The organism is Acidimicrobiales bacterium (genome assembly GCA_035546775.1).
Classification (GTDB): Bacteria; Actinomycetota; Acidimicrobiia; order Acidimicrobiales; family JACCXE01; genus JACCXE01.
Map to the genome: position 1 here is coordinate 68,862 of DASZWD010000067.1, position 14,296 is coordinate 83,157.

Consider the following 14,296-nt stretch of genomic DNA (forward strand, 5'->3'; position numbering starts at 1 on the left):
CCCTATGGAGGGCCAAGCCACGATCCACATCAATGCGGCGCCGGAGGTCGTGTGGGCGCTCGTCACCGACGTGACCCGCATGGGCGAGTGGAGTCCCGAAACGACTGCCGCCGAGTGGGTCGACGGCGCCACGGGCCCGGCGGTCGGCGCCAAGTTCCGCGGCACCAACAAGGTGTGGTTCTACAAGTGGTCCACCACGCCCGTCATCACGGCGTGCGAGAGCAACCGTCTCTTCGCCTTCGACGCCGGCGGCACGATCTGGACCTACAGCTTCACCGAGTCCGACGGGGGCACGTCGGTCACCGAGTCGTTCCGCGTCGAGTCACGCCTCGACATCGTCTACACGATCGCCCAGCGCCGCGGTGCCCTGATCAAAGGCATGCAAAAGACCCTCGAGCGCCTCAAGGCCGCCGCCGAATCGCAGCCCTGAACGCTTCTGGTGTCTCCACGGCAGGGTCTTTCTTTCCTGGAGACACCAGAAGCGTCAGCCGAGCGTGGCGAGCGCGGCGTTGAAGGTGGGCGACGGGCGCATGACCGCCGTCGTCTTGTCGGGGTCGGGCTTGTAGTAGCCGCCGAGGTCGACGGGGTGGCCTTGGACGGCGAGCAGCTCGCCGGCGATCGTGGCTTCCTCGGCGCGCAGGCGCTGGGCCAGCGGACCGAAGGCGGCGGCGAGTTCGGCGTCGGCCGACTGCTTGGCCAGCTCTTCGGCCCAGAACAGCGCCAGGTAGAAGTGGCTGCCGCGGTTGTCGATCGTGCCGAGCTTGCGCCCCGGTGACTTGTTCTCGTTGAGGAACGTGCCCGTGGCCAGGTCGAGCGTGTCGGCGAGGACCTGCGCCCGCTTGTTGGCCGTCACATTGGCGAGGTGCTCGAAGCTGGCGGCCAGCGCGAAGAACTCACCGAGGCTGTCCCAGCGCAGGTAGTTCTCCTTCACGAGCTGCTGCACGTGCTTGGGCGCCGAGCCGCCGGCGCCCGTTTCGAACAGCCCACCGCCGTTGATCAGCGGGACGATCGAGAGCATCTTCGCCGAGGTACCGAGCTCGAGGATCGGGAACAGATCGGTCAAGTAGTCGCGCAGCACGTTGCCGGTGACGCTGATCGTGTCCTCACCGCGGCGGATGCGCTCGAGTGAGAACGCGCAGGCGTCGACCGGCGCCTTGAACTCGAACTGCAAGCCGTTGGTGTCGTGGTCCTGGAGATAGCGCTGCGCCTTGGCGATGAGGTTGGCGTCGTGGGGACGCGTGGCGTCGAGCCAGAAGACCGCGGGCGCTCCGGTGGCGCGGGCGCGCGTGACGGCGAGCTTCACCCAGTCGCGGATCGGCACGTCCTTGGTCTGGCACATGCGCCAGATGTCACCCTTCGCCACGACGTGCTCCATCAGCACGTCGCCGGTTGCGTCGTCGACGACGCGCACGGTGCCGTCGGCCGGGACCTCGAAGGTCTTGTCGTGGCTGCCGTACTCCTCCGCCGCCTGCGCCATCAGACCGACGTTGGGGACCGAGCCCATGGTCGCCGGATCGAAGGCGCCGTGGGCGCGGCAGTCGTCGATGACGGCCTGGTAGATGCCGGCGTAGCTGGAGTCGGGAATGACGGCGAGCGTGTCGTGCTCCTGGCCGTCGGGGCCCCACATGTGGCCCGACGTACGGATCATCGCCGGCATCGACGCGTCGACGATGACGTCGGAAGGCACGTGCAGGTTGGTGATGCCGCGATCCGAGTCGACCATGGCGAGCGCCGGGCCCTCGCCGAGGCGCTGCGTCACCGCCGCTTTGACGGCGTCACCGCTCGCCAAGCCGCCGGCCTTCTCGAGCAGGGTGCCGAGGCCGTCGTTGGGCGAGATGCCCGCCGCCGCGAGGTCGGCGCCGTACTGGTCGAACAGCGCGGGGAAGAACGCCCGCACCACGTGGCCGAAGATGATCGGGTCCGACACCTTCATCATCGTGGCCTTGAGATGCACAGAGAACAGCACGCCTTCGGCCTCGGCGCGGGCGATCTGCGCGTCGAGGAAGGTGCGCAGCGCGGCGACGTTCAGGAACGTGGCGTCGATCACTTCACCGTCGAGCACGGGCACCGGAGCGCGCAGCGCTGTCGTGGTGCCATCCGCGCCGACGAGTTCGATGCGCACCGCCGTGGCCTTCTCGATGACGACGGACTGCTCGTTGGAACGGAAGTCGTCCGCCGTCATGTGGGCCACGTTGGTCTTCGAGTCCGCCGACCACGCCCCCATCGAGTGGGGGTGGGTGCGGGCGTAGGCCTTGACCGACGCCGGCGCGCGTCGGTCGGAGTTGCCCTCGCGCAGCACCGGGTTGACAGCGCTGCCCTTGACCTTGTCGTAGCGGGCGCGCACGTCGCGCTCCTCGTCGGTCTGCGGGTCGTCGGGATAGTCCGGCACGGCGTACCCCTTGGCCCGCAACTCGGCGATCGCTTCCTTCAGCTGCGGGATCGACGCCGAGATGTTCGGCAGCTTGATGATGTTGGCTTCGGGCGTCGTCGCCAGCTGGCCGAGCTCGGCGAGGGCGTCGCCCACGCGCTGGTCGGGCGCCAGACGATCAGGGAACGACGCCAGGATGCGCCCGGCGACGGAGATGTCGCGCGAATCCACTACCACCCCCGCCGTGCGGGCGTACGCCTCGATGATCGGCAGGAACGAATAGGTGGCGAGGAGCGGCGCCTCGTCGGTGAGCGTGTAGATGATCGTCGATTCAGGCACGGTCTTAACCTACCGAGGAATACGCTTTGGCCCGTATGCGACGGGGCGCGGTGGTGATCGTGGCCGTGGCCCTGTTGTTCGGGGCGTGCGGCGGCAAGTCGAAGTCGAGCGCCGGTGGCACGACTACGACCACCGGCCACCCGACCACATCAAGTGTGGCCACGACGAGCGTCACCGAGCCGACCGCCTACGCCGATGCGGGCGACTACGCCAACGGGCGCCACATCGGCCTCATCAAGACGGTCGACGCCGACCACACCATCGACGTCGACGTCGTGCAGTTCCTGACCGGCCAGGCCGCGATCGACGCCTACCGCCAGGACACCGGCGACACGTCGGGCACGCCCGATGACGACTACTACGTGCGCAACCAGAACAAGCTCGTGCGCCACCTGTCGCTGGCCACCGACGCCGTGTTCCGCGTGCAGAGCCTGGGGCAGGACGGGACCACCGCCACCAGCCCTGATCAGGGCAAGCAGGTCACCTTCGACGACTTCGCCGGCTTCTGGAGCGGGACCCACCACGACCAGGCCGTCAACACGATGTTCTGGATCACGCTCAAAGCCGGCAAGGTCGTGACCGTCGAGGAGCAGTTCGTCCCCTGATCGGCGACGAGTCGCCGTCGTCTAGAAGCCGAGGTTCTTGTAGATCTCGCGCGTCGCCGACGACTTGTTCAGTGTGTAGAACTGCAGGCCGGCAGCGCCCAGCGCCAGCAGATCACGACAGAACTCCGTGGCGATCTCGACGCCCACGGCGCGCACTGCGTCGGCGTCCTCCCCGACCGCCCGCACGCGATCGACGACTTCCTGGGGGACCGCCGCGCCCGACAACTCCGCCATGCGCTTGATGTTGTTGAGGTTGGTGATCGGCATGACGCCGGCGATGATCGGCTTCGTGACGCCGAGGGCGCGCAGCTCGTCGACCATGACCGCGTAATCCTCCGCGCGGAAGAACAACTGCGTGATGGCGAAGTCGGCCTTTTGCAGCTTGGCCGCCAGCTGCTCGCGGTCCGCGGCACGCGACGGCGATCGCGGGTGCACTTCGGGATGCGCGGCTACGCCGATCGAGAACCCGCCGATCTCGCGCGCCAGGTCGACCAGTTGCTCGGCGTACTGCAGTTCGCCGGGCTCGGCGCCTTCGTCGGTGGGCGGGTCGCCGCCGAGGGCGAGCAGGTTCACCACCCCGGCCGCTTTGAAGTCGTTGAGGATGTCGACGAGCTCGGCGCGCGTATGCGCCACGCAGATGAGGTGCGCCATCGGCGTGAGCGAGGTGTCGCGCGCCAGCTTGGCGACGAGGTTCGTCGTGCGTTCACGCGACGAACGCCCGCCGCGATAGGTGACCGACACGAACGACGGCTGGAGCGGTTCGAGTTCGGCCAGCGCCGCCTCGAGCGTCGCCTGCTCGGCGTCGGTCTTGGGCGGGAAGAACTCGAAGGACTTGGTCGGACCCTGCGCCAGCAGATCGACGACGCGCACGCCGATCACGCGCGCCACCCGACGGCGCGTTCTGCGGCCTCGACGCAGTTGCGGAACAGCATGGCTATCGTCGTGGGGCCGACGCCGCCGACGCGGGGCGTGATCCAACCGGCAACGTCCTCGCACTCCTCAGCCACGTCGGGGATGAGCCTGCGGCCTTCGTAGCTCACCCCAGCGCCGATGACGACGGCGCCCGGCTTCACGTGCTCGGGCTGGATGATCCCGGGGACACCGGCGGCCGCGATGAGGATGTCAGCCTGCTTGGTGTAGTCGTACATGTTCGGCACGCCGGTGTGGACCGTCGTGACCGCCGCGTTGGTGTGGGGCCGCTTCGCTGACATCAACAAGGACAACGGCCGACCAAGCGTGAACCCGCGCCCGACGATGACGACGTGGCGTCCCGCCACTGGGATTTGGTAGTGCGCCAGGAGCGCCTCGATGCCCGCCGGGGTGCACGGCAACGGCCCGGGCATCGACAACGCCAGGCGCCCCATGTTCACCGGGTGGGCGCCGTCGACGTCCTTGCGGGGGTCGACCTCGGACAGCGCGGCTTCGTAGTCGAGGTGCTTCGGGATCGGGTGCTGGATCAGCATGCCGTCGACGGCCGGATCGTCGCTGAACAGCTTGATGCCGGTGACGAGTTCGTCCTGCGTGGCGTCGGCGGGCAGGTGGAGATGCGGAGAGGTCATGCCGAGCTCGGCCGCCTTCTCCATCTTCATGCGGATGTAGCCGGCCGACGCCGGATCGTCGCCGACGAGGATCGTGGCGAGCCCCGGTGTGTGCCCCGCCTCGATCAGCGCGTCGATTCGCGGCTTGAGATCGGCGAACACGGCCTCCGCGACTGGAGCGCCCGGCAAAACGACAGCTGGCATGCGGCGAGGCTACCGCCCGAATCGGTACGCGGTTTGTGCCCCGGAGGGGCACAAACCGGGTACCGATTGGCGTGTTAGTGCAGGAAGTGGCGTTCGCCGGTGAAAAGCATGGCGAGGCCGAGTTCGTCGGCCTTGGCGATGACCTCGTCGTCGCGCATCGAGCCTCCGGGCTGGATGACCACGGCGACGCCGGCGTCGGCCGCCGCCTCGACGCCGTCGGGGAACGGATAGAACGCGTCGGACGCGCAGGCGCCGCCCTTGGCGCGACCCGCCGCCTTCGAGGCGGCGATCATCCCGGACTCGACCCTGTTCTGCTGGCCGGCGCCGATGCCGACGGCCTGGCCACCCTTGACCAGCACGATGGCGTTCGACTTCACGTGCCCGCACACCCGCCACGCCAACTCGGCGTCGCGCATTTCCTCGGCTGTCGGCTGGCGTTGGGTGACGACGCGCCACTCCGACACGGGCGACTTGAACTGATGAGCCTCCTGCACCAGGAACCCGCCGTCGATCTGACGGTAGTCACGAGTGAACGGCGTGGGCGGCGTCGCCGTGAGCACGCGCGTGTTCTTGCGCTTCTTGGCCAGCGCTTCGATCACGCCGTCCTCGTAGCCGGGCGCAATCACCACGTCGGCCTGGGCGGCGGCGACCATCTCCTCGACGGTGGCGGCGTCGATCACGCGGTTGACGGCGACGATCCCGCCGAACGCGCTGCGCGGGTCACAGTCGAAGGCGAGTTGGTACGCCTGGGCCAGCGTGTCGGCAACACCGACGCCACACGGGTTGGCGTGCTTGACGACCACGGCCACCGGCCCATCACCGAGGTCGTACGCCGTCTGCCACGCCGCTTCGGCGTCGTAGAGGTTCAGGTACGACAGCGCCATGCCCCCGTGCTGCACCGCGGTGTCCCACAGCGACGTGCCGCCGATGTTGCGGTAACGCGCGCCGTCCTGATGCGGGTTCTCGCCGTAGCGCAGTTCCTGCACGCGTTCGAGCGCGAGGTGAATCGTGGGCGGCAGTACTTCGTCGCCGTCGAGCCAACCGACGATGGCGGCGTCGTAGGCCGCGGTGTGGGCGAACGCGGCGCGGGCGAGACGCCGCTTGGTGGCGTCGCTCAACGCGCCTTCCTTGCGCAGCTCGTCGAGCACCTCGCCGTAGTCGGCGGGGTTCACGACGATGCCGACGTGAGCGTGGTTCTTGGCCGCGGCGCGCACCATCGTCGGCCCGCCGATGTCGATCATCTCGACGGAGGGATCGGAGCGGAACGGATACAGGTTGCACACGACGAGGTCGATGGCCGTGATGCCGTTGGCTTCGAGGTCGGCGAGGTGCTCGGGCTTGGAGCGGTCGGCAAGGATGCCGCCGTGCACCTTCGGGTGCAACGTCTTGACCCGGCCACCGAGCATCTCGGGTGAGCCGGTGACGGTGGCGACGTCGGTGTAGGCGATGCCCTCGTCGGCCAGCGCCCGCGACGTGCCGCCGCTGGCGATCAACTCCCAGCCGAGCGACTCGAGGCCGCGCGCCAGGGGGATGAGTCCCGTCTTGTCCCAAACAGACAGCAGTGCCCTCACGGCAGCTTCCCTTCGATGACGGCCTTGATGGTGGCCGGGTAGAGATGGCGTTCGACGTCTTTGATGCGGGCGTGCAGCGTTTCCTCAGTGTCGCCGGGGAGGATCGGCACCGCCTCCTGGGCCAGGATCGGCCCGCTGTCGACTTCGAGCGTGGCGATGTGGACGGTGCAGCCCGTCTCGGCGACGCCGGCGGTGAGGGCGTCGCGCACGGCGTGCCAGCCCTTGAACGCCGGCAGCAGCGCCGGGTGGGTGTTGAGCACGCGGTCGGCGTACGCGTCGTACAGCTCTTGCGAGGTGACGGTGCCGAACCCGGCGAACACGACGAGGTCCACTTCGTGGCGCTTGAGGGCGTCGACGAGCTGGCTCGTGTACGCCGCGCGGTCGAAGTCGGCCTTGAAGCTCGTGCGCTCGACGAGTTCGGTGGGCAGCCCGGCCGCCGCGGCGTTGTCCAAGGCGACGCACGGGCGGTCGGCGATCACGACCGCCGGCGTGATCCCAGCCTCAAGGATGGCGTCGAGCATGCTCCCAGCACGCGACACCAAGACTCCAACCCGCACCTACCCGAAACTACCGGACGCCGATGGGTCTTTCGGCCCTCAATTGTCCGCCCTGAGGCCCTGCCCCGGCCGTGCGTGGCTCCCGCAAGGTGGCGACCAACAAAACCTCAATTAGGAGTCAACAAAAACCATGAAGCGTCGAACCCTCGACATCATCACCGGAATCGGCGGTCTCGTCATCGCCACCATGCTCGCCGTGCTCGGCGTCGTCATGCTCAACAACGCCAGCTTCGCCAAGTCGTACGTGAAGACGCAGCTGTCCGAACAGCACGTCGTGTTCACCGCCAAGGACAAGCTGACCGCCGAAGAGGCACAGTCGCCCTGCATCGTCGCCAACGCCGGTAAGGCGCTGACCACCGGCAAGCAGGCCGAGTGCTACGCCAACCACTACATCGGGCTGCACGTGCAGTCGGTCGCCAAGGGCAAGACCTACGCCGACCTCGGCGGCCCCCTGTTCGCCCTGCAGGCGCAGATCGCCGCCACCAAGGCTAACGATCCAGCTCTGCCGGACCTCCAGAAGCAGCTGGCAACGATCACCGCCCAGCGCGAAACGCTGTTCCACGGCGAGACGCTGCGCGGCCTGCTGCTGACGTCGTACGGCTTCAGCGAGATGGGCGCCAAGGCCGGTCAGGCCGGCACCGTCGCCTTCCTCGGCGCCGGCGTGCTGGCGCTGCTGGCACTCGCCGGTCTCGTGCACGGCGTGATGACCCCGGCGACCGAAGCGTTTGCGCCAGCCGAGCGCAAGCCGCGGGCCCGTCGGGCACCTGCCGTCGTCGAGGCCTAAGCCTCCCCTAACGCGCACGAACGGGACGCCGTCATGGCGTCCCGTTCGTCGCGTCTTCGCATCGACGCATCTACGCGTCGGCGAGCACCGCGGCGAGCGTGGCCTCGCCCACCGCGCGCATGCGGGGGTTGTCGGCGGAGTTCGCCAGGCACGCGATGCCGTGGCTCAGCGCACAACCACGGGCGCGGCGCCAGGCCGCATCGTCCTGCACACCGGCGGCAAGCTTGAACGCAGCGCGCGCCGCTGGGTCGTCGAAGCAGATCCACGCCGCGGCGAGGTCGTAGGCCCAGTCGCCGCCGCACATGTCAACCCAGTCGATGACAGCGACGAGACGACCGTGGCGCACGATCACGTTGGCGGGATGCAGGTCACCGTGGAGCCAACGCCGCGGCGCGTTCTTTGGCGCGCCGAGCGCGTCGCTCCAGATGTCGAGCACGGTCGCGGCGTCGATCGACGCGCCGAGCTGCTGCAGGCGCTCGCGCACCGCCTGGTCGCGATCGCTCAGAGGGCCGCCGCGATAGGGGTTCGTCGGCGCGTCGTCGGGCGCCGGGGTCGCGAGCGACCGCACGAACTCCCCCAACGTCTCCGCGGCGAGCCGCGGGTCGTCGACGGGCGCATCGGCCCACGACGACCCGTCGAACCACGCCGTGACGGCCCACGGCCACGGGTAACCACATCCGGGCGCGCCGGCACGCACGGGCGTGTTCACCGCCAGCGTGAGCTGCGGGGCCAGCTGCGGGAGCCACCGCAGCTCGTCGGGCATGAGCGCGGCGTTGATCGCCCGGCGCGGCAACCGCACCGCGAGGTCGTCGCCCAGACGGAAGATGGCGCAGTCCCAGCCCTCGGACTCGAAACGCACCTCACGGTCGGCCAAGTCGGCGTGCTGCTCGGCCAGCAAGCAGCGCACGAGGTCTTCACTGATGTCGACTTCTGCTGCCGGCATCGGATTAGCCACGGCCCGTTGCTTAGTCGGCCTCGCCCCGGCGGGCGAAGAGATTCGCCCGGTAGCGTGGGGTGGTCCGGAGCGGGGGCCAGCGTGCGCGTCTTCAGCAACCCACAAGTCGACAGGGCGGCGGTCGAAGAAGCGTTGCGCGCCGCGGGCGTGGAGTTCGGCGCCAGCGACCGAGTGCAGCGAACGTGGCTCGACTCGTTCGATCTCCGCCTCACCGCCGCCGGCATGCGTCTCGAGACCGCCGTGGGCCGCACCGTCACGACTGGGCTGTTCCAAGCCGACCACCCGCCCGCCTATCTGAGCGCCCAGCAGCCGCCCGCGTTCGCGTCGGATCTCGCACCCGGGCCGTTTCGCGACCGTCTCACCGCCGTCGTCGAGTTCCGGGCCCTGCTCCCGATCGCCACACTGCGAGCAGTCACGCGCACCGGGACGCAACGCAACGGAAACGGCAAGGCGGTAGCCCGGGTCACGCTCGTCGACAGCGCCGTGTTGGGCGACACCGGCGGCGCTTCACTGGGCTGGGCCGTCGAACTTGACGACCTGCTCGGCTACGAACCGGCGACCGCCAAGCTGACCAAGCGTCTGACGGCGCTCGGCCTGTGCGTCGATGACGGCGATCTGTTCGACCTCGCGGTCGCCGCCAACCTGATCAAGCTGAATCCGCACGACACGCGACCCGACGTCCGCTTTGGCGCCGACGAGCGGGCGCTGCCTGGCTATCGCCGGGTGCTCGCGCGTTTGTTCGAGACGATCGAGGCGAACTGGGATGGCGCGGCGCGCGACGTCGACTCCGAGTTCCTTCACGACCTCCGGGTGGCGCTGCGCCGCACGCGGACGGTGCTCGCGAACGCCAAAGGCGTCATCGGCGACACGGACCGCGGGCGCTTTATCGACGGTTTTCACGCTTTGGCGCAAGCGACGAGTGCGCCGCGCGACCTCGACGTCATCACATTGAGCTGGTCTGCGACATTGGCAGCCGTCGACGGGCTCGACGCCCACGACCTCGACCCCGTCTATCGCGTGCTCGAGAAGAAACGCGGGGCAGCGCACCGAGCGCTGACCCGGCAGCTCAACTCCGCCGGCACCGCAAGACTGTTGCGCGAGTGGGACGCATGGCTCAACAGCACGCGCGGTGACGAGCTCGTCCGCGCCGGCTTGCCGCTGCGATCGGTCGTCAACCGCCGACTGCGCAGGCTCCGCAGCCGGCTGCGCGACGACGAACGCGATGCGTCACCGAACGGCCGCCACACGGCGCGCAAGGACGCCAAGCAGTTGCGTTACATGATCGAATGCTTCGGCAGCGTGTACGACCAATCTGCCCGTCAGGCGTTCGTGAAGGAACTTTCCGGCTTTCAGAACCGCCTAGGCGCGGCGCAAGACGCGCACGTGCGGGCGGTACTCCTCGACGACATCCTGCGCGCCGATTCGTTCGAGCCCGCGACGCTGGTCGCTGCCGGTCGGCTGCGCGAAGCCACGGACAGCGGGGCGCGACCCGTGCGCCGCCGCGACATTCGGTTGTTCACGAAGGCGGTCGATCGACAATTCGAGCAGCTGATCGAGTCGCGGCCGTGAAGGTCGCGGCGACGTACAGCATCAAGGGGGGCGTCGGGAAGACGACGTCGGCAGTCAACCTCGCCCATGAAGCGGCGCGCGCCGGCGTGCGGGTCCTGCTGTGGGACATCGACCCGCAGGGCGCCGCCACGTACTTCTTCCGGGTGAAGCCGCGACTCAGAGGCGGAACAAAGTCGATGGTGCGCCATCCCGACGGGCTCGACCGACACATTCACTCGACAGATGTCGCGGGTGTCGACCTCGTGCCGGCGGATTTTTCGCTGCGGCACCTCGACCTCCACCTAGACCACGTTGACAAGCCGCGCCGGCGGCTGGCGGAATTGCTGGCGCCATTGGACTCCGTGTTCGATCTCGCGATCATCGACTGCCCACCGAGCATCTCGCTCGCCAGCGAGAGCGTCTTTGGGGCCACCGATGCGCTCATCGTGCCGGTGCTGCCCGCGACGCTCTCGGCCCGAACCATCGAGCAACTCGTGCGGTTCCTTCAAGAGCGACCCAGGCCACCGCAGCTACTGCCCCACTTCGCGATGGTCGACCGGCGCAAGAAGCTGCACCGCGATCTCGTCGAGACTCTGCCGGCGCGCCGACCCGAGTTTCTGAAGGCGGCGATACCGAACGCCAGCGCCGTGGAACGCATGGGCGTCGAGCGCGCCCCGGTCGGCGCCTTCGCGCCGCGGTCGGCCGCCGCCGAGGCTTTCGCCGAGCTGTGGCGCGAGATCGCGACGCGACTGTGGTCGCCATGAGCGGGTAATCCCCATCCCTTTCCTCTCGTTGTCCACAGGCGAGACCGGTACGGTCGGTACATGGATCGCATCGAAGCCGGCGTGGACAGACTGTTCGGCTTCGTGGCCGAGGGCCTCGCGATCGCGACCGATGCCTTTGTGCGCGACGACCGACCACTGGCGGCATCGCTGCTCGACCGCGAACCGCTCATCGACGCGCTGCGCCTCCAGATCGAAGACCGCGCCCAAACCATCCTCACCGAGGACCGGACGCTGACCGCACAGCAGATCCGTTTCCTTGTCTCCGTCCTGCGCGTCGTGCCCGAGCTCGAGCGCAGCGCCGATCTGGTCGAGCACATCGCCCTGCGCACTGGGGTGCTGTCAACGCGGTTGCCCGACGACGTCCGCGCGTTGATCGCCGAGATGGGCCAGGAAGCCGTCACCATGTGGCGGGGCGCGGCCGGAGCCTGGGCGGCGCGGCAGGCGAGCTACGTCGAGGTGCTGCGGGCCTCCGACGACGCGATCGACGACCTCCACGTGCAGCTGACGGAGCGGTTGTCGTCGCTGCCGCTGACGGTGCCCGAGGCGATCGAGCTCGGTCTCGTCGCCCGCTTCTTCGAGCGCCTCGGCGACCACGCCGTCAACGTGACCGCCCGGCTCGCGTTCCTCGAGGCACTTCCCGCTGCCGGATAGCGCCTACTGCAGCGGCGGGTCGGTGCAGCCGGACAGGCCGCCCCCGCCGCCCGCCGGCTCGGTCCGCTTGTACGGCTCGACGAAGCCCGAACCCGGGTCGTTGGTGCGCAGGTAGCGGATGATGCCGTCGGCGACGGCGTCGCCTTCGACCAACTGCACGTCGGGGCGCGCCACCAGTGCGGCCTCGGCCGGGTTCGACAGGAAGAGCAACTCGGCGATCACCGACACTACCGGCGCAGGATGGCGCAGCATGCCGTAGTAGTCGCCTCCGCTGTCGTCGAGCCGCGGTTTCACGCCGGCGTCGGTATCGGCCTCCCACGGCACGCCCTGATACTGCGACAGCGCCTTGACCACTTCCTCGTAGATCAACCCGGCGAGCCGGCGGCTGTCGGCCGACGCGTGCTGGAAATACACCTCGGTGCCCGGACCATCGTGCGGGCCGTCCGGCTCGCCGTTGTGGTGGATCGAAACCAGCGCCTTCGGGCTGAGCGCGTGGGCGATGTTGGCCCGCTCGACCAGCGTGACCCGGTAGTCGCCGGTACGGGTCAGCAGCGCGCGAATGCCGACGGCGTTGAGCGCCTCGACGGTGTGTTGCGCCACGGCGAGGTTGATCGTCTTTTCCGGGATGCCGTGGCCTTCGGCGCCGTGCTCGTTGCCGCCGTGACCCGGATCGATCAGCACGTCGATCGGGCCGACGCCCGTCGCGTTGCGCACCGTCGCCGTGTTCTCGCACGGCGTGCGGATCGTGACGCTGCCGTCTGTGTCGACCGACACGACCGGCGCCACGACGCCGGTGGCAGTAATGACCACTTTGGTCGTGGGCGCCACTGGAGCGACCAGCGACGTCGGCGACTGCGTGGTCGACGTCGTCGACGAAGACGTCGTAGACGAGGTCGTCGTGGCGGTGACGAAGTGGTGCTGCTGCGCGTCGCCCTTGCACGCCGTCGTCGCGAGGACGACAACCAGCGCGGCGACGCGCCAGACGCGCTCAGCCCGCGTTGATCACACCTGCCATGAGGTCGCCCGCCTCGGTGGGGTTGAGACCCACGTGGACACCGGCCGCCCGCAGCGCGTCCATCTTCGCCTGCGCCGTGCCCTTCGAACCCGAGATGATGGCGCCGGCGTGGCCCATCTTGCGCCCCGGCGGCGCGGTGACGCCGGCGACGTAGGCGACGACGGGCTTGCTCATCTCCTTGGCGATGAACTCCGCTGCCTCTTCTTCGGCCGAGCCGCCGATCTCACCGAACATGATGACGGCCTTCGTCGCCGGATCCTTCTCGAACGCGGCCAGGCAGTCGATGAACGACGTGCCGGGGACGGGGTCGCCGCCGATGCCGACGCAGGTCGACACCCCGATGCCCTTCTCGCCGAGTTCCTTGAGCGCCTGATACGTCAGCGTGCCCGAGCGCGACACGATGCCGACCTCACCCGGCAGGGCGACTTCGGCGGGGATGAAGCCGATGTTGCACTCGCCGATGGTGACGAGGCCGGGGCAGTTCGGCCCGAGGATGCGGGCCTTCGGATGATTGCGCTTCACCGTGTTGTAGAAGAGCGCCTCGTCCTGCGCGGGGATGCCTTCGGTCAGCGGGATGATCAGTTCGATACCCGCCTCCGCCGCCTCTAACACGGCGTCCTTGGCGAAGGGCGCCGGCACGAGGATCATGCTCACGGTGGCGCCCGTGGCCTCCATCGCTTCCTTCACACTGGCGAAGACCGGAATCCCTTCGACGTCCTCGCCCGCCTTCTTGGGCGACACGCCGCCGACGACCTGCGTGCCGTAGGCCCGGTTGCGCAGAGCGTAGAAGCGACCCTGCGAGCCGGTGATGCCCTGGACGATGACCTTGGTGTCCTTGTTGACGAAAATCGACACTGCCTTAGTTCCCCTTCGCCAACGAAACGGCCTTCTCCGCCGCACCGACCATGGTCGGCACGGAGATCAGCTTGTCGGACTCGTAGCTCTTCAAGATTTCGCGGCCCTGCTCGGCGTTGGTGCCGTCGAGACGGATGACGATCGGCGCCTTCAGGTCGACGCGCTCGAGCGCCTGCACGATGCCGTTGGCGACGTCCTCACCCTTGGTAATGCCACCGAAGATGTTGATGAAGATCGACTTCACGTTGGCATCGGCGTTGATGACTTCGAGCGCACCGGCCATCACTTCGGCCGACGCGCCGCCCCCGATGTCGAGGAAGTTCGCCGGCGCGCCGCCCACCTGGTTGACGACGTCGCACGTCGACATAGCCAGGCCGGCGCCGTTGGCGATGATGCCGACGTCGCCGTCGAGGCCGACGTACTGGAGGCCCTTGGCCTTGGCCATCGCCTCGCGCGGATCGATCTGGGCGACGCCCTGGAACTCTTCCCACTCGGGATGACGGAACGACGCGTTGTCGTCG

At 68.7% G+C, this 14,296-nt stretch carries 15 protein-coding genes; 6 read left to right on the forward strand and 9 right to left on the reverse strand.

The features are described from left to right. Window positions 1-4 precede the first annotated feature (4 nt). Window positions 5-430 (forward strand): SRPBCC family protein, encoded by a 426-nt coding sequence (locus VHC63_17050; GenBank protein ID HVV38319.1) that lies wholly within the window; start codon window positions 5-7, stop codon window positions 428-430. A gap of 54 nt (window positions 431-484) precedes the next feature. Here the strand turns inward: VHC63_17050 and VHC63_17055 are convergent, their stop codons facing one another. Further along, a complete protein-coding gene (locus VHC63_17055) occupies window positions 485-2,707 on the reverse strand; it encodes an NADP-dependent isocitrate dehydrogenase (protein ID HVV38320.1) in 2,223 nt (740 codons plus the stop codon). 35 nt (window positions 2,708-2,742) lie between these two features. On the opposite strand from VHC63_17055, the gene VHC63_17060 reads away from it, so the two are divergent. Continuing rightward, a complete protein-coding gene (locus tag VHC63_17060) occupies window positions 2,743-3,312 on the forward strand; it encodes a hypothetical protein (protein HVV38321.1) in 570 nt (189 codons plus the stop codon). Between the two features lie 21 nt (window positions 3,313-3,333). Here the strand turns inward: VHC63_17060 and VHC63_17065 are convergent, their stop codons facing one another. The 4 genes from VHC63_17065 to purN all read right to left on the reverse strand — a co-directional run bounded on the left by VHC63_17065 (window position 3,334) and on the right by purN (window position 7,182). Next, entirely contained in the window at window positions 3,334-4,200 is an 867-nt protein-coding gene (locus VHC63_17065; protein ID HVV38322.1) for a methylenetetrahydrofolate reductase, read from the reverse strand. Beyond that, window positions 4,188-5,054: a tetrahydrofolate dehydrogenase/cyclohydrolase catalytic domain-containing protein gene (locus VHC63_17070; protein HVV38323.1), complete on the reverse strand. Its 867-nt coding sequence runs from the start codon at window positions 5,052-5,054 to the stop codon at window positions 4,188-4,190. Before VHC63_17070 ends, VHC63_17065 begins: the two co-directional genes overlap by 13 nt. A gap of 74 nt (window positions 5,055-5,128) precedes the next feature. Then, window positions 5,129-6,625 carry a bifunctional phosphoribosylaminoimidazolecarboxamide formyltransferase/IMP cyclohydrolase gene (purH, locus tag VHC63_17075; protein HVV38324.1) on the reverse strand — a complete coding sequence of 499 codons (1,497 nt, stop codon included), beginning with the start codon at window positions 6,623-6,625 and terminating at the stop codon, window positions 5,129-5,131. After that, a complete protein-coding gene (gene purN / locus VHC63_17080) occupies window positions 6,622-7,182 on the reverse strand; it encodes a phosphoribosylglycinamide formyltransferase (protein HVV38325.1) in 561 nt (186 codons plus the stop codon). Before purN ends, purH begins: the two co-directional genes overlap by 4 nt. A 130-nt stretch (window positions 7,183-7,312) precedes the next feature. Between purN and VHC63_17085 the strand changes: the two genes are divergently transcribed. Next, window positions 7,313-7,966 carry a hypothetical protein gene (locus tag VHC63_17085; protein ID HVV38326.1) on the forward strand — a complete coding sequence of 218 codons (654 nt, stop codon included), beginning with the start codon at window positions 7,313-7,315 and terminating at the stop codon, window positions 7,964-7,966. A gap of 70 nt (window positions 7,967-8,036) precedes the next feature. On the opposite strand, the gene VHC63_17090 is transcribed toward VHC63_17085, so the two are convergent. Next, complete coding sequence (locus tag VHC63_17090; protein ID HVV38327.1) at window positions 8,037-8,921, reverse strand: aminoglycoside phosphotransferase family protein; 885 nt, start codon at window positions 8,919-8,921, stop codon at window positions 8,037-8,039. A 54-nt stretch (window positions 8,922-8,975) separates the two neighbouring features. Between VHC63_17090 and VHC63_17095 the strand changes: the two genes are divergently transcribed. Genes VHC63_17095 through VHC63_17105 form a run of 3 tightly spaced genes read left to right on the forward strand, consistent with a single transcriptional unit; the run spans window position 8,976 to window position 11,905 of the window. Beyond that, window positions 8,976-10,490, forward strand: a complete 1,515-nt coding sequence (locus VHC63_17095) for a CHAD domain-containing protein (GenBank protein HVV38328.1) — start codon at window positions 8,976-8,978, stop codon at window positions 10,488-10,490. Beyond that, window positions 10,487-11,233 (forward strand): ParA family protein, encoded by a 747-nt coding sequence (locus VHC63_17100; GenBank protein HVV38329.1) that lies wholly within the window; start codon window positions 10,487-10,489, stop codon window positions 11,231-11,233. The genes VHC63_17095 and VHC63_17100 overlap by 4 nt, the downstream gene beginning before the upstream one ends. 60 nt (window positions 11,234-11,293) lie before the next feature. After that, a complete protein-coding gene (locus VHC63_17105) occupies window positions 11,294-11,905 on the forward strand; it encodes a PhoU domain-containing protein (GenBank protein HVV38330.1) in 612 nt (203 codons plus the stop codon). A gap of 3 nt (window positions 11,906-11,908) precedes the next feature. On the opposite strand, the gene VHC63_17110 is transcribed toward VHC63_17105, so the two are convergent. From VHC63_17110 to VHC63_17120, 3 genes are all read right to left on the reverse strand, one after another. Beyond that, window positions 11,909-12,733, reverse strand: coding sequence for an N-acetylmuramoyl-L-alanine amidase (locus tag VHC63_17110; protein HVV38331.1), 825 nt, complete (start codon window positions 12,731-12,733; stop codon window positions 11,909-11,911). A gap of 160 nt (window positions 12,734-12,893) precedes the next feature. Next, on the reverse strand, window positions 12,894-13,775 hold the full coding sequence (sucD, locus tag VHC63_17115) for a succinate--CoA ligase subunit alpha (GenBank protein HVV38332.1): 882 nt from the start codon (window positions 13,773-13,775) through the stop codon (window positions 12,894-12,896). Between the two features lie 4 nt (window positions 13,776-13,779). Further along, window positions 13,780-14,296: succinate--CoA ligase subunit beta (locus VHC63_17120; protein ID HVV38333.1), on the reverse strand; the 517-nt coding region annotated here is incomplete at its 5' end.